Origin of the sequence: Sphingobium algorifonticola, from assembly GCF_004005485.1 — a bacterium.
GTDB lineage: Bacteria > Pseudomonadota > Alphaproteobacteria > Sphingomonadales > Sphingomonadaceae > Sphingobium > Sphingobium algorifonticola.
The window spans coordinates 181112-198592 of record NZ_RZUL01000005.1; the positions used below are offsets into that span (position 1 = coordinate 181112).

7 protein-coding genes are annotated in these 17481 nt (G+C 62.9%); all 7 read left to right on the forward strand.

Annotated features, from left to right (window positions below; genetic code table 11):
- Positions 1-13: 13 nt before the first annotated feature.
- On the forward strand, positions 14-280 hold the full coding sequence (locus tag ENE74_RS14305; RefSeq protein WP_127691605.1) for a spike base protein, RCAP_Rcc01079 family: 267 nt from the start codon (positions 14-16) through the stop codon (positions 278-280).
- Positions 280-1569: an SGNH/GDSL hydrolase family protein gene (locus ENE74_RS14310; RefSeq protein WP_127691606.1), complete on the forward strand. Its 1290-nt coding sequence runs from the start codon at positions 280-282 to the stop codon at positions 1567-1569. The genes ENE74_RS14305 and ENE74_RS14310 overlap by 1 nt, the downstream gene beginning before the upstream one ends.
- 118 nt (positions 1570-1687) lie before the next feature.
- Entirely contained in the window at positions 1688-2944 is a 1257-nt protein-coding gene (locus tag ENE74_RS14315; RefSeq protein ID WP_164847489.1) for a cell wall hydrolase, read from the forward strand.
- A gap of 260 nt (positions 2945-3204) precedes the next feature.
- The gene (locus ENE74_RS14320) at positions 3205-3747 is read left to right on the forward strand and encodes a polysaccharide biosynthesis/export family protein (RefSeq protein ID WP_164847490.1); all 543 of its coding nucleotides are present in this window, start codon (positions 3205-3207) and stop codon (positions 3745-3747) included.
- A 46-nt stretch (positions 3748-3793) separates the two neighbouring features.
- Positions 3794-5077 (forward strand): outer membrane beta-barrel protein, encoded by a 1284-nt coding sequence (locus ENE74_RS14325; RefSeq protein ID WP_164847491.1) that lies wholly within the window; start codon positions 3794-3796, stop codon positions 5075-5077.
- A 49-nt stretch (positions 5078-5126) separates the two neighbouring features.
- Positions 5127-7232, forward strand: coding sequence for a GumC family protein (locus ENE74_RS14330; protein ID WP_164847492.1), 2106 nt, complete (start codon positions 5127-5129; stop codon positions 7230-7232).
- A 243-nt stretch (positions 7233-7475) separates the two neighbouring features.
- Positions 7476-17481, forward strand: a 10006-nt coding sequence (locus ENE74_RS14335; protein WP_127691611.1) for an Ig-like domain-containing protein, incomplete at its 3' end; no start/stop codon positions are given.

Here is a 17481-nt window from a genome sequence, read left to right on the forward strand (position 1 = left end):
GAAAGGATGTCTCATGGCCGATATGTTCGCTGCTTTTGCCGATACCCCGCTCGCGCCTGCATCGGCACCCTATATGGTAACACCGCATGACAGCACAGCCTTGCCCGCCGTTCCGAAGGCACTGTACGTCGGCACCGGGGGCACGATCGTCCTGCGCGGCATGGCGGGCAGCACCGACGTGACCTTCCGCAACGTGGCCAACGGGCAGATCATCGATGTCCGCGCAAGCCATGTGCGGGCCACCGGCACGACCGCGACCGATATTGTGGCGCTGGCCTGATGCCTGGCTTCGGGTTTGGCGCGATAGGGATCGCGCGCCATCGCCGCGGCATCGCGGGGCCGCCTGCGGGCAGTCCCCTCATGGCCGTTGGCGACCGCCTCGTCTTTGCGGGCGACAGCATGACCTATGGCAATGGCGACACACCCAACGCCTACATGCCCTGGCTCACCCTGCTTGCCGAAGGCCGGTTCAACTATCCCGCCACCGTCAACAAGGGTAGCACGAACGTATCCTTGCCGCCGGAGGGCGGCAATATGGGCGTGAGCGGGCAGAACAGTAACGGCTATATCACGCGCAAGGCGAACATCGCCGCTGCTTGCGCCAATGGCGCGCTGATCCTGGGCGGGATCGAGAATGACTTTGCAGGCGGCCTGACCGCCGCGCAATCCATCGCCAATTTCGAAGAAATGATCGCGGCCTGCACAACGGCCAAGCGCATCTATATCACGCCCGGCGCGCCGACCAAGAGCGTGATCGGTAATGCAGGCAACGCCGCCAAAAAGACGACGTTCGACGCCTATTTCGCCGCGCATCCAGACCCGCGCGTCAAGTTCCTTACCAATTGCTGGAACGGCATTACCCTTGCACTCGACGCGATCAACACCGGCCCGCACAGCTATGATGCCGTCCACCAGAACCCGCTGGGCGCGAAGCTACAGGCAGCGAACATCTGGAGCGAGATCGCCGCCGATTGGGCAGCGGGCACGGCCTATGCCGACCCGGCGCTTGCCTCCGGCGATCTGCTTGGCACGGCGGGCCTGTTCGCAGGCACCGGCGGCACGGCCAACGGCTATGGGCAGGTGGCGACCGGATGGACGCTCACCAACTCCACCGGCGCGGCGCTCGCGGCCAGCGTGGCGGACAATCTGATCGGCGACAAGCGGGGGCAGCGGCTCGTTGCAAGCGGCACCGCCAGTGCCAATTCGCGCATCCGCATGCGGCACACCATCACCAATGCCTATGTCACCGGCGACCGGGTGCTTGTCATTGGGCGGCTGCGCGTCAGGAATGCGGCCGGAGACGGCCCGCCGATTGGTCTGCGCGCGATCGGCATTTCCGCGCTGGGCGGGGCGACGCGCTTTCTCACGGAAGCCTATGCGGGCGGACAGGGGCCATTCGCGCCCGTTTCTCAGATCGACGGCATATTCCGCAACTTCGTCGGGCTGGCGACCGCAACAGGCGGAAGCTGGACGCTGGACGTGGATTTCCAGACGGTGACTGGGACGGCACTCGATATCGCCTTGGATATTGCCGATTTCAGGACTTTCAATCTAGGAACAGGCATTTGATGGCATGGGTCTTTCAAATGGGAGCCCGGCAAGGCGCGCAACGTTTATCTGATCTTTCATGATGAGGCTGCTAGGGGCGTATCGATTCGCAGGGGTGTGACACCCTTTGGAGTGGATGATGTCGGACGAGCCATCGAGCCGGGACGAGGATGCGGGCATCGCACGCCTAACGGGCGGCAAGCGGCGGGCGATCGCCATTGCGGTGATCGTGCTTGCGGCCGGTCTTGCGCTGTTGATGGTCATGCGCTTGTCGCCCGCTTTCGTGGCGGGCGACAACTGCGCGCCGACTTCGCGATGCGGCAGCCACGCAAGCCGCATCGAGCGGCTGGACGATCTGCCCGCATTGCCTGATGGAACAGCTGCCGGGCCTGATCCGCAGGCTTCGCTGGTGCCGCGCGATGAGGCGCGGCGGATCAATGCGAGCGTGCCGTTTTCGAAGCTTCCGCTCGTGCCGGCCATGCCCTTTCGGTTTCGCGGTTCGGCGGATGACCGTGCGCGTGCCGTCCAGTGCCTAGCGGCGGCCATGCTCTATGAGGCGGGCCTGAGTGCGGATGGCCAGCGCGCGGTGGCGCAGGTGGTGCTGAACCGCGTTCGCCATCCGGCCTTCCCATCGACGATATGCGGTGTCGTCTATCAGGGCAGGGAGCGGCAAACCGGATGCCAGTTTACATTCACCTGCGACGGCTCGCTGGTCCGACCCATGCCCGCAGCTTGGTGGACCGCCGCGAAAAGCCGTGCGCAGGAGGCGCTTGATGGCACTGTGTTCGGACGTGTCGGCCTTTCCACGCATTATCATACGGATTGGGTCCATCCCTATTGGAGTGCATCGCTGGACAAGGTGTCCGGCGTCGATACGCATCTTTTCTTCCGGTGGCGGGGACACTGGGGTACGCGGGCCGCTTTCCGGCAAGCATATGCAGGGGGTGAGGCGCAACTGGGGATCGATGGGACACCTGTCCGTGACGGCGAAGAGCCGGTAGCAACCACGGACATGCCGGTGACCGAGGCACCTGCCGTCGCCTTGGTCGTACCGCCCCCGCTGCCGCCTCTGCCAGCGGGCCTGCCTGCCGCAGCCTTGCGCGACAACGTGTTGCGTATCGTCCACCCCGATGATGCTGCATTCGGCCTCGCACTTACCGGCAAGCGGGATCCCGAAACCTATATCGGCGTGGCCGTGCGGCTATGCCGTGATCTTGCCTTCTGTCATGTCATGGGCTGGCTCGACGGTGCGGCCGTGCCACGCGGATTTCCCGTGCCGCCGACCGCCCGCGCGCTTATGTCATTCAGCTATCGTCGCGACCGGACGCGCGGGATCGAGGAGATCCGCTTCGACTGCGAACAATTTCCGCGCCGCATTGCAGCACAATGTCTCTGAACTATGCTGTCGGCCCTGTGCCGCTGTTTTGTTTGCAGGACTTTTTGCTGCACGAAATGCGGCGAGTCGCATTTAAGAAGAGATTGTTTCTGTTCTTTTCAACGGCACATCTGGCGCGGCTGAACGATCTTCGCTAGGACAGCATTTGTGGTCGTGTATAGCAGCGCAGACAGGCCCGAATGACGGGTATCGAAGGTTGACCGGATCGTTGGGGGAACAGGAAGATGCTGAAATTACGTTGGCCTGTGTGGGTAAGCCTCATGGGTGCCCTCAGCTTGACGGCATGCGCGACGCCGCAGGGGCCGGTCATGTCGGCGCAGGCCTTTGAAAGCCGCTATCCGCCATCCAGCACCTTGCTGGGGCCGGGCGACAAGCTGAAACTGTCGCTTTATGGCGATGATGCGCTGAGCGGCGAGTATCAGGTCGCGTCTGACGGCACGGTGTCCCTGCCGCTCGTGGGCGCGCTGCCTGCCGCCGGGAAGGATGTTCCGGCCTTTGCAAAGTCCGTCGAGACGGCCTTGGCGAACGGATTTTACACCACGCCCAAAGTATCCGTGCAGCTTGCCTCGGTCCGGCCGATCTACGTGCTGGGCGAAGTCAACCAGCCCGGGTCTTTTCCCTATGTGCCCGACCTGACACTCGCCAAGGCTGCGGCGCTTGCCGGGGGGTATACCTATCGCGCGAAGATCGGCACGATTGCCATCCGCCGCACCGGCATGGAGCAGGAAGTGGTGGTCGACGCCACGCAGGCGATGCCGCTCGCGCCGGGTGACACTGTCCGTATCCTCGAACGCTTTTTCTGATTAGCGGTTCGGCATGAAACGCTCCGTTTTCCGCTCGCGCCTGCGCATGGCTGCCGCTGTCTTATCGGCGGGCGTCGCACTGCCGTTGCCGCTGTTCGCCCAGACGGTGCCCGACACTTTGTTTCAGGAGCAGGATCGCGACCTGCTGGCGCGCGGTGATGACCGGTTCACCCTGCCTGTGCCCGAACGCTTTCAGCCGGAGGGCATAAGGGCCGGTGCATTCCTGATTTCACCGGATCTGGCGCTGGATGGTCTGTTCGACAGCAATGTCTTTGCGCGGGACGACGCACGTAATGACGTGAGCCTGATTGCCGCGCCGCGCTTGCGCATCCGTTCACTAAGTCAGAGCTACACGCTGGATAGCTATGTGTCGGCGCAAGTCGATCGGCATGACCGGTTCAAGACCGAAAATGTGGAATCGATTGCCGCCGGCATGCTGCTACGCAAGCCGTTCGGCAACAGCCTCGTCACAAGTCTGCGGATAGAGGGTGGGACTTTCGTCGAGGATCGGGCGGCGCAACTCGCAACCAACGACAATCTTACGCCGGTGGAATATGATCGGGTGAGCGGCCGTGCTTCGGCCAGTATCCTTGCGGGGCGGCTTGTGGTCAATGGCTGGTTCGGGCTGGACCGGCGCGCCTATCGCAACACGCTGCGCCGATCCGATCCGACGCAGGTTTTTATCCAGACCGACCGCGATGTGACGCAGTACAATCCCGCCCTGGAAGTCGGCTACACGCTTGCGCCCTCGACGCTGCTGTACGGCGGCTTTGAGTATAACAAGCGCGATTTCGACTTCACGCCGCCGCCCGGCAGCCTCCTGCCTTCGCGCGATTCGGATGGCTATGTGGTCTATGGCGGTGCGCGGTTCCAGCCATCGGCGCTGACCCGGCTGGACTTTGCCCTCGGTTATCAGCGTCAGAATTATCTGGCACCTTTCGCCGATCCTTCGGGGCTTTATGTGAGAGCATCGTTCGACTGGACGCCGCTGCGCACGGTGCTGGTGCGGATTGACGGAGAGCGCAGCATTTCGGAAACCGGCGCGCTGCTGCTGGGCGGCAGCACGCGCACGCGCATACGCGGCAATGCGGAATATGAAGTGCTACGCAACCTCCGGCTGGGGTTCAGGGCCGAATATCTGAACATCGACACGGCGGCGCTGCCGCAGAATGATCGACGGATATCGGGCGGGGCGACGGCGGAATACCGGTTCAACCCGAATGTGAGCCTGCGCCTGCGGGGTGATCTGCTCGTCAGTCGGCCGGGCCAGATCATCCTGGAAGATTTCGAACGCGCGCGGCTCAGCGCCGGCCTGCAATTCAGGTTGTAATCAACCGATAATAGACGATGGCAAAATGCCGGGACAAACAGGTGATCCGATGACCTTTGAACAGATTTTTGCCATTTGCCGCCGGATGCTGCCGTTCGCGTTGATAGGCGGATTGCTGCTCGGCGCGTTGGCAGCCGGCTACAGCCTGATTGCCCCGCGCAAATATGAAGCGGTCGCCAGAGTGATCGTGGAGCCGCGGACGCTGACGCTCACGGCGTCACAGGACGTGATGTCCGCGCTGCCGCAGCGCGACCCCACTGTTGTGGATACCGAAGTCGAGTTTTTGCAATCGCTCGCCGTCGCCGAACAGGTCGTGCGCGACCAGAAACTGGTGTCCGATCCGGAGTTCGGAGACACGACGCCTGAAAAGACGGCGGTGAAGTTTCAGAGTGCGATGTCCGTCCGCCGCGCCGGGCCGACTTATCTGATCGATATCGGCGTGGAATCGCGGTCGCCGCAGCGTGCAGCGGAACTCGCCAACGCCGCCGCAACAGCGTACACAAACCTTCAGCGCAGCCGCAAACGCGACGCGACGACCGAAGCCAACAAGCTTCTCGCCAGCCGTGTCGAGAGCATGGCCGAGGAATTGCGCAAGGCCGAGGATGCGGTGCAGCGTTATCGCATTTCCAATGGCCTGATGAGCGTCAACGGTGCGACGCTTGCCGAACAGACGGCCGCCCAACTGTCGCAGCAGCTTGCCGACGCGCGGGCGCGGGAGCGGGCTGCGCTGGCGGAACTGGGTGCGGCCCGGGGCGCGAATGTCAGCCTGGACAGCGCCAATTCGCAGATGTCCCTTGGGACGTTGCGGGCGCAGCAAGCGACGGCGCAGCAGGAAATGAGCGCGGCGGCATCGCGCTATGGGCCCAATCATCCGCAATATATCGCCGCTGCCGAGCGGCTGGCGCAAATCAATCAGGCGGTTGCAAGCGAATCCGGGCGTGCGCGGTCGGCCGTTGCCGCCGACCGCCAGACGCTGGTCGCCGATCTTGCCGCCAAGGCTGCGGCCGCCAGCAACCTGCGGCGGTCGCTGGAGAGCAGCGCGGGCGTCAACGATGCCGGGCTGACACGCAACAGCCGCGCATCGAGCGACCTGGGGAAGCTCGAACGCAATGCCGCTGCACTGCGATCAACTTATGAAGCCTATCTGGAACGCTATCAGCAGACATCGACGCAACTGGGGACGGAACAGGCAGATTCAAGTCTGGTCGCTGCGGCGCTCGTTCCGGGCAAGCCGTCCAAACCCGACCTCAAGCTCAACGTCATTGTCGGGGTGGTGCTGGGCATATTCGGCGGCATTTCGGTCGCGACGATGATCCTTCTGTTCGAATCGCATTTTTCGACTTCGCAGCAGGTGGAGGAAAGCCTCGACGTCGACTCGCTGCCGTCCCTGCCGTCGGCGCGTTCGGCGAACCTTTCGGTTGGCGGCAGCAGCAAACCCGAACCGGCCGAGACCGCCGCGGCGATGCTGGCCGCACCGACCGACACATTTGCGGAAATGCACAAGAGCCTGCTCGCATCACTCAACCGGCCCGTCGACGGGAAGCCGAATACGGTTGTCATGATCAGTTCCGCCCTGCCGCGGGAAGGCAAGACAACGGCGGCCATCTGTCTGGCGGCGATGGCCGCGCATATCGGCCGCAAGGTCGTCCTGGTGGACTGCGACCAGCGTCGCCGCACTACAACGCAGGCGCTGATCGGCGAACCCAAGGTCGGCGTGGGCGAAGTGATCGATGGTGCCGCGCGCCTGGATGATGCGCTTGTCCAGACGATCCTGCCGGGCCTTACGCTGCTTCCGGCCTCCAGCCTCCCGACCTCCGCTGTCGATATATTCGAACGGACAGCCGGTGTGGAACGCATGATTGCGGCCCTGCGCGCGCGGTTCGACCTGATCCTGATCGACACCGCGCCGCTTTTGCCGATCGCCGACAGTCGGGTGCTGGCAAAGCATGCCGACTCGGTGATGCTGCTCTGCCGCTGGCGCGCGACTCCGCGCCGCGCAGTCGAGCAGGCGCTAGAGTTGCTGGCGGAGAGTGACGCACCGATCGCGGGCGTTGCGCTTGTCCAGGTCGATCTCCAGAAGCAGGCGACTTTCGGCTATGGCGACAAGTCCTTCTATTATAATAAATATAAGGAATATTATCACAGCGCCTCGTGACATTGGCCGAAAGCGTGACACATTTTCCCGAATCGCCGCTGCCCCATTTTAGTACAGGCTGATTTCCACATCGTGTCGCCTGACTGGCGTTGATTAACAGCCGGTTAACTGATACCACAAATGGTACCGGACAGGGGGTGAACTCTGCCGGAACATCCCGCATCTGGGTCGCGAAGTATCCGATGACCAGCCAGGCCGTCCGGCCTGGCAGTCCTTGTGCAACGCGCGTCCAGGAGCTGGCAGATGGCCACCATCAACGGTACCCCGAACAACGACAACATCACTGGCACGACATTGGATGACGTGATCTTTGGCCAGGAAGGCCGGGACACGATCTACGGTGGCGAAGGGGCAGACCGGATCGATCTTGGCATCGGAGATCGCGACGGCATTCAATATGCTTACGGGGGCAACGGGCAGGACACACTGTTCGGGGGAGAAAGCCGTGACCAGTTGCAGGGCGATGGGGGTAACGACCTTCTCTACGGCGGTGGCGGCAACGACAGTCTGGACGGCGGCGCAGGGAACGACACCGTGTTCGGCGGCGCAGGCGAGGATAGTTTCAGCGACAGCGAAGGCGCCAACACGCTCGATGGGGGCGATGGCGAGGATTATTTCGAATATGTGAGCTATGCCGCGGGTGCCAGCACGTTGACCGGTGGCGCGGGCGTCGACCGATATAATGTCTGGGGCTATCACGCGACGCCGGGCTATGCGACCTGGGTCGCCGACACCATCACCGATTTCCAGGCGGGCAATGGCGGCGATATCCTGCAACTCGGCTCGACGATCAACCAGTTCGTCGGCTGGGATGGCAACAGCAACCCGTTCCTTTCTGGTTTCCTTCGGTTCCTGACGAGCGATCTGGATGGCGATGGCGCGAGCGACGATCTGGCCCTGCAGATCGACCGTGACGGTAGCGTCGGCGGTGCAGGCTACACGACCGTCCTGCGGCTGCTGAATGTCAATGTGGCGAACCTGACCGTCAACAACATCACTACGGGCGGGACCTATGCGGGCTGGAGCCCGACGGGTGTCGGCCTGAGCTATCAGGCGCCGCAGGAACGCGATAGCGTGGCGCAGATCGTCAACGGCTCCGATGATCCCGACACGATCCGCGGTTCGATCGAGAGCGAGACGTTCAACGGCAACGATGGTGCCGACACGCTGTATGGCGAGGGCGGCAACGATACCCTGTACGGCGGCGCAGGCGACGACACCTATTATGGTGGTGACGGCAACGATGGTCTGTACGAGTTTGGCGGTTCGGGCAACGATACGATTTATGGTGGTGGCGGCAACGACAACATCTATGCCGGCACCGGCAACGACCAGGTTTTCGGCGGCGACGGCAACGACGTCCTGTATAACGACGCGGGCGCGGACCAGTATTTCGGCGGCGACGGGTCCGACACGTTCGACATGCATCAAAGCGGCCAGGCGGATGCAGGCGATCGCTTCACCGGCGGCGCGGGTACCGACCGGTTCGAAGCATCGATTCTCTACACCGCCGTACAGGGCGGCCCCGCGCCGATCATCACCGATTTCCGTCCGCAGACCGGCGGCGACCGCCTTCAGATTACTGGTCTGAACTATCTGACCGGCCTTGGGGACAGCAACCCGTTCCTCGCCGGCTACATGCGGTTGCAGGCGCGCGACCTTGATGGCGACGGCACTGCCGATGACGTCATGCTGCAAGTCGATCTGGACGGTGGCGCGAACAGCTGGGCCGATGTCGTCGGTTTTCTGAATACGACCCCCGCGCAATTCGGCGCAGTCTTCGCTTTCACTGGCGACGAGCTGTTTTCGCCCACCGGGGGCGGCCGCACCAATGTGACGGCAGGTTTCGGCACCAACAATCTCACCGGAACGCGGGACAATGACACGCTGGTCGGCAGCGAGGTCAACGACACGTTCAACGGTGGCCGGGGCAATGACTCGCTGACGGGCGGCGAAGGTAACGACAGCCTGAATGGCGATGAGGGCGACGACCTTCTCTACGGCGGCGGCGGCAACGATACCCTCTACGATTATTTTGGCGGCAGCGAGGGCAACGACCAGCTTTATGGCGGTGACGGTAACGACATATTTTATGTAGGTGGCGGCACCAATGTCATCGATGGCGGCGCGGGCAATGACAACATATTGCTGGCGTACGGCCCCACAACGGCGACCGGTATCAATTCGATCACGGCCGGTGCTGGCGACGACGAAGTCAACTATGTCAGCTATGACCGGACTGACGACCGCATCAGCCTTGGTGCCGGAAACGATGTCGTCTACGCCTATGCGCGCATTTACGACGATGCGGCGGTGGTCGCGGACACCATCATCGATTTCGCGGGCGGCCGTTCGGGCGACGTGGTCAATCTGAACAGCGTCACCAACTATTTCCAGGGCTATACCGCAGGCGACAATCCCTTCACAACGGGACATTTGCGTCTGCTGGCCGCCGATGCCGATGGTGACGGCGCGGCGGACGACACGCTGTTGCAGGTTGACCGCAACGGAGGCGGCAATGCGGCGGACTTCGTGACGATCATGAAGTTTTCGAACATTCTGCCGACGGCGTTCGATGGCTATAACTTCATCCGCAGTGCCGATTATTTCGCGCCGAACGCTACCTCGGGTTTCGTCACCCCGACGGGCGGTTTCGGCCCGGTGTCGTTCACGGGTTCCTATTTCAACGATACGATCACCGGCGGCGAAGGCAATGACAGCCTGGTCGGTAACGACGGCAATGATACGCTGACGGGCAATGCCGGCAGCGACACTCTGCAGGGCGGCGAGGGCAACGACACGATCTTCGGCGGCAGCGGCAACGACACGATCTATGACCAGGCCGGCAATGACAGTGTGTTCGGCGGCACCGGCAACGACACCATTTATTCGTACAACGGCACCGACAGTATCGATGCCGGGGCAGGCAATGACGCCGTCTATCTGCAATATGCCACGGCCACCGATGCGGGCACCGACACCATCAATCTGGGCGCAGGCGATGACTATATCGATTCTGTCAGCTACAATGTCGGGGAGGACCGGATCACTACCGGCGCCGGGCGCGACCGGATCGACCTGGCCGCCGACCGCCTGACCAACCCTGCACGGGCGGCCGACATCATTACCGATTTCACCGGTGGGCGGGATGGCGACTATGTCTATCTCAACACGGTCTTGTCGTCCCTCACCGGCTATACGACGAGCCAGAATCCGTTCTCGACCGGCCATTTCCGGCTGATCGCAGCCGATAGCGACAGCGATGGCGCGGTCGATGATGTCCTGTTCCAGGTCGATCGGAACGGCGGCGCAACCGAGGCCGAGTTCGTCACATTGCTGAAGCTGGAAAATGTGGCGATCGGTAGCCTGGAAGCGGCCAATTTCACGCGCAGCAATACGACCTTCTTCGATCCCAGCCCGGCAGTGAACAGCGCGCCGGTGGCCGAAAATGCCTTCCTGGTGCTCACCACCAATACGACGGCGACCAGCGACACCGATTTCGGGCTGAAGCGCGATGCCTATGATCCGGACGGCAACACGCTGACAGCGGCGATCCTGACCGGACCGTCGGCCGGCACGTTGACGCTCAACGCCGACAACAACCGGTTCCAGTTCGTCGCGACCGGCGTGGCGCCGGGCACCTACACTTTCACTTATTCGCTGACCGACGGCACCAACACGATCAACAAGACCGGCACCATTCAGGTGCTCGCCAACAGCAGCTCAAATTACGACGTCACCGGAACGCGTGATAACAACAGCATCAGCGGTAACGGCGGCGTCAATGTGCTGAGCGGCCAGCAGGGCAACGACTCTCTCTCCGGGGGCGCAGGTACTGACACGCTGAACGGTGGCGTTGGTGACGATCAGCTTTACGGCGGTACGGAAAGCGACATTCTGAACGGCGAAGACGGCAACGACTATCTCGACGGCGGTGCGGGTGCCGATACGGCGTTCGGCGGCGCGGGCGATGACCGCTTCGGGGACAGCGATGGCGCCAACATTCTGAACGGCGGCGATGGCGACGATACGTTCCAGGATCTCGCCTATCGCAACGGTATCGACACGGTAACCGGCGGCGCCGGGCGCGATGTCTTTGATGTGGAGCTATATTATCGTCGCTATGAAGCCGCGACCACAGCCGTCGATATCATTACGGATTTCCAGGCGGGGCCGGGCGGCGACATGCTGTTCCTGCAGGGCTACACCAATTATTTCGACAATTTCGATTCCAACAGCCAAAATCCGTTCGCGACGGGTCATCTGCAGCTCGAACAGCGCGGCGCCGATACGGTGCTGCGCGTGGATTATACCGGCGGCGGGGACGGCTATGTCGACCTGATCGTACTGCAAAATCTGACGGCCACGACCCTGACGATCGATAATTTCGGCGCATCCGGCACGCCCAATAACGTCGGCCCCAGCCCGACCGGAACCGGCATCACGATCAGCGGGACGCCGTTCAACGACAATTTTGACGGATCGAACGATGCCGACATGCTCTACGGCGACCCTGGTGGCGTCAACGATGTCGGCGGCGCTGACAACATCAATGGTCAGGGCGGCAACGACACGATCTTTGGCCGCGATGGCAATGACCAGCTCTCGGGAGCCGGTGGTGCAGACACCATCTATGGCGGTGCCGACAACGACAACTTCTATGGCGGCACCGGCATCGATACACTTTATGGCGATGAAGGCGACGATACGCTTGACGGCGGTGCCGATGGCGACACGGCCTATGGTGGCGCTGGCGACGATCGCTTTAACGATAGCCAGGGCAACAACGCCCTGTTCGGGGGCGATGGCAACGATACGTTCCAGGACCTCGCCTATCGCAACGGCATCGATACGGTAACCGGCGGTGCCGGGCGCGATACCTTTGATGTGGAGCTATATTATCGGCGCTATGAGGCCGCGACTACTGCCGTCGATATCATCACGGATTTCCAGGCGGGGCCGGGCGGTGACGTCCTCTATCTTCAGGGCTACACCAACTATTTCGACAATTTCGATCCGCAGCGGCAGAACCCTTTCACCAGCGGGCATCTGCAACTGGAACAGCGCGGCGCGGACACGGTGCTGCGGGTGGACTATACCGGCGGCGGTGACGGCTTTGTCGATCTTATCATCTTGTCCAACTTGCAGGCGAGCACGCTGCGCATCGACAATTTCCGCGCGTCGGGCACGCCGAACAGCGTCGGACCCGATCCGCTGGCCGCTGGCCTCGCCATCACCGGCACGGCATTCCGCGACGATTTCGACGGGTCAAATGATGGCGACACCATCTTTGGCGATCCCGATGCGGCGGGCCTGCTCGGCACCGGCGATATCATCAACGGCCAGTGGGGCGACGACATCGTCGAAGGACGGGCGGGCGATGACTCGCTGACAGGTGAGGCCGGGTTCGACCAGATCTTCGGTGGGTTGGGCAACGATCTGATTTACGGCGGAAATGGGCAAGATACTCTGGATGGCGGCGCCGACAACGACACCATCTATGGCGGCAGTGACAATGATACGCTGACCGGTGGTGCCGGTGACGATTACCTTGAAGGGGACGCTGGTGCCGACACGCTCTACGGCGGCACCGGCAACGACCAATTCTACGACTATCGTGGCAACGATACCATGTATGGCGGCGATGGCGACGACTGGTTCCAATATGCGGTATATGCGGAGTCCACTAGCCGCGTCCTGACCGGTGGGGCGGGATCGGACCTTTATGGCATTTACGGTCAGTATATCCGCTACAGCGGCGTGGTGGCCGATGTCCGCATCACGGACTTCCAGACCGGTGCTGGTGGCGATGTCCTCGACATGGAGGACCTGACCAGCATGTTCGACGGCTGGGACGGGACGACAAATCCGTTCAGCGCGGGCTTCCTGGGGCTCACTGCCGTCGATGGCGATGGCGACGGCGCAGTGGACGACACCCGCCTGTGGTTCGATATCACGGGCGCAAGCAACGGTGCGCAGCGGCTGACGCTCGTGACGATGCTGAACACCACACCGTCGGCCTTCACCGCCGCCAATTTCTACACGAACAACTTTGGTGAGGGCGCATTCTGGGAGCCGAGCGGTGCGACCCGCACCATCAATGGCAGCGATCGGCCGGACAACAACGGCTGGTTCCCCAATCTTGAAGGGTCGCTTGCCGACGACATCATCAATGGCGGTGCTGGCAACGAAACGATCGACGCCAACCGTGGCAATGATCAGGTGTTCGGCGGATCGGGCAGCGATCTCGTTTACGGCGATCTCGGCAACGATGTCATCGATGGCGGTGAAGGCAGTGACGATCTGCGCGGCGATGCCGGCGACGACAGCCTCACGGGCGGCGAAGGCGATGACAATCTCTATGGCGGTCAGGGCAACGACACATCCTATGGCGGTGCAGGCGACGATTATTTCGACGATTATCAGGGCACGAACCAGTTGTTCGGCGGCGATGGAGCGGACCGCTTCGTCAACATCAGCTTCGATACCGGCGTCGATCGCTACACCGGCGGCGCGGACCGGGATGATTTCGATGTCAGCCCCTATGCGTGGTATTATGGCACGGCGGGCGGGCATACCGCATCGATCATCACCGATTTCGCCGCAGGCGCAGGCGGGGATGTCCTTGACCTGACCGGCTGGAGCACGGGCTGGTTCACAGGCTGGGATCCCGCCACCAATCCGTTCACGGGCGGCTATGTCCGCTTCCGCGTGGCCGACGGCGATGCCGACGGTGTCGCCGACGACATCATAGTCGAGGCGGATCGTGACGGCCTCGCCAGCGCCTTCTCCTTCACCACCGGCGTCATTCTGCTTAACGTCAGCCCGGCCAACATCGTGCGGAGCCAAGTGCTGTTCCAGGGCAATCGCACCTGGTCGCAAAGTGGTGCCGATGGCCTGCCGGAATCGCTCAACGACGCTTATGCGGTAACGGAAGACAGCACGCTCACGATCAACGCCGCCACCGGCGTCCTCGCGAACGACAGCGATCCGCAAAGCAATCCGCTCACGGCCGTGCTCCAGTCCGGCCCGTCGAACGGTGTGCTGACGCTCAATGCCAACGGCAGCTTCACCTACACGCCGAATGCGAACTTCACCGGCACGGACAGCTTCACCTATCGCGCTACCGATGGTGTCAGCCCCGGCAATCTTGCCACGGTCACGATCGACGTCGATCCGCAGAATGACGCCCCGATTGCGAACGCCAACAGCTATAATGTCGTGGCCGGAACGACGCTCACGGTTCCCGACGGCGCGACCGACATCCTTGCCAACGATATCGATCCCGATGGCGATCCGCTGACGGCGTTGCTGGTCGCCGCACCTGTGAATGGTACGCTCTCGCTCAACCCGAACGGCAGCTTCACCTATACCCCGAACGTAGGCTATATCGGCGCCGACAGCTTCACTTATCGTGCCAGTGACGGTGTTGCTGAGTCCGGCATCGCAACCGTGTCGATCGCGGTCGCCAGCGACAACACCCCGCCCGTCGGCGTGGCGAACAGCTATAACGGCACGGAAGACACGACGCTTACGGTCGGTGTCGCCGCAGGGGTGCTGGCCAATGACACCGATGCCGATGTCGGCGATACGCTGACGGCGGCGCTCGTTTCCGGCCCGTCGAACGGCACGTTGACGCTCAACCCGAACGGTTCCTTCACCTTCGTTCCGGCCGCGAACTTCAACGGCACGACCAGTTTCAGCTATCGGGCCTACGACGGCGAAGCCTATAGCGCGCCGACGACTGTCACGATCATACTTGCGGGCGTTAACGATGCGCCCGTTGCCGATGCGGACGGTCCCTATGCGGCGAGCGAGGATACGGTCCTCACCGTCGCGGCGGCCCAGGGCGTGCTGGTGGGCGATACCGATGTCGATGGGGACACGCTGAGTGCGATCCTTACGACGAACGCCGCCAATGGCTCGGTTGCGCTCAATGCCAATGGCGGGTTCGTCTACACGCCCAATGCCAACTTCACGGGGACTGACAGCTTCCAATATGTCGCGCGCGACCCATCGGGCGCGGACTCGGCACCGCGCACGGTGCAGATCAACGTCGCCGGGGCGAACGACGCGCCGGTTGGCATCGTCGATGCCTATGTGGTCAGCGAAGACGCCGTCCTCACCGTGACGGCGGCTAACGGGGTGCTCGTCAACGATACCGATGTGGACGGCAATCCGCTGACCGCCGCTCTGGTGTCAGGTGTGGCCAACGGAAGCCTGTCGCTCAATGCGAACGGCAGCTTCACCTACACGCCCAACACCAATTTCAACGGCACGGACAGCTTCACCTATCGTGCGAATGACGGGACGGCAAACAGCGCCAGCACGACGGTCACCATCACCGTGAACGCGGTGAACGATGCGCCGAACGCCAACAACGACAGCGGGCTCAGCACGGCCTATCAGACGGCGCTGGCGATCCCTGCGGCCACCTTGCTGGCGAACGATACCGACGTGGATGGTCAGCCCTTGACGATCACGTCGGTGCAGGGTGCCACGGGCGGCACGGTGAGCCTGGCGGGCGGCGTGGTGACGTTCACGCCGACAGCGGGCTATTCGGGTGCAGCAGGCTTCACCTACACGATCAGCGACGGCGCCGGGGGAACGGACACCGCCAGCGTTGCGCTGACGGTGGGCACGCCTGCGAACACGCCGCCGGTTGGTGTTGCGGACAGCTACAGCGTTGCCGAGGATGCGATCCTGAACGTGGCGGCGGGCAGCGGTGTGCTGGCGAACGACAGCGATGCGAACGGCAATCCGCTGAGCGCGACCTTGGTGTCGGGCACGGCGAACGGCAGCCTGGCGCTCAATGCGAACGGCAGCTTCGTCTACACGCCCAATGCCAACTTCAACGGCAGCGACAGCTTCACCTATCAGCTGAGCGACGGGACAGCTTCGGTCGGTCCGGTGACGGTGACGCTGAATGTGACGGCCGTGAACGATGCGCCCAATGCCAACAACGACAGCGCGTCGGGCAATGAGGACAGCGCGATCAGCGGATCGGTGCTGGGCAATGATACCGACATCGACGGGGTTGCGCTGACGACCAGCCTGCTCAACGCGCCGACCAACGGCACGGTGGTGCTGAACGCGAACGGCAGCTTCGTGTATACGCCGAACGCTAACTACAACGGCACGGACAGCTTCACCTACACGCTGAGCGACGGCGCGGGCGGCAGCGATACGGCGACGGTGAGCCTCACCATCGCGGCCGTCAACGATGCGCCGGTTGCGGTGGACGACAGCGGGCTCAGCACGGCCTATCAGACGGCGCTGGCGATCCCTGCGGCCACCTTGCTGGCGAACGACACCGATGTGGACGGCAATCCGCTGACGATATCGTCGGTCCTGCCGGTGAGCGGCGGGACGGTGAGCCTGGCGGGTGGCGTGGTGACGTTCACGCCGACGGCGGGCTATTCGGGTCCGGCGAGCTTTACCTACACGATCAGCGATGGTGCGGGCGGGGTCGATATCGGGCAAGTCAACCTGACGGTGGGCACAGCTGCGAACACGCCGCCGGTGGGCGTTGCGGACAGCTACAGCGTGGCCGAGGACGCGATCCTGAACGTTGCGGCGGGCAGCGGTGTACTGGCGAACGACAGCGATGCGAACGGCAATCCGCTGAGCGCGACGCTGGTGTCGGGCACGGCGAACGGCAGCCTGACGTTCAATGCGAACGGCAGCTTCGTCTACACGCCCAATGCCAACTTCAACGGCAGCGACAGCTTCACCTATCAGCTGAGCGACGGGACAGCTTCGGTCGGTCCGGTGACGGTGACGCTGAATGTGACGGCCGTGAACGATGCGCCCAATGCCAACAACGACAGCGCGTCGGGCAATGAGGACAGCGCGATCAGCGGATCGGTGCTGGGCAATGATACCGACATCGACGGGGTTGCGCTGACGACCAGCCTGCTCAGTGCGCCGACCAACGGCACGGTGGTGCTGAACGCGAACGGCAGCTTCGTGTACACGCCGAACGCTAACTACAACGGCACGGACAGCTTCACCTACACGCTGAGCGACGGCGCGGGCGGCAGCGATACGGCGACGGTGAGCCTCACCATCGCGGCCGTCAACGACGCGCCGGTTGCGGTGGACGACAGCGGGCTCAGCACAGCCTATCAGACGGCGCTGGCGATCCCTGCGGCCACCTTGCTGGCGAACGATACCGACGTGGATGGTCAGCCCTTGACGATCACGTCGGTGCAGGGTGCCACGGGCGGCACGGTGAGCCTGGCGGGCG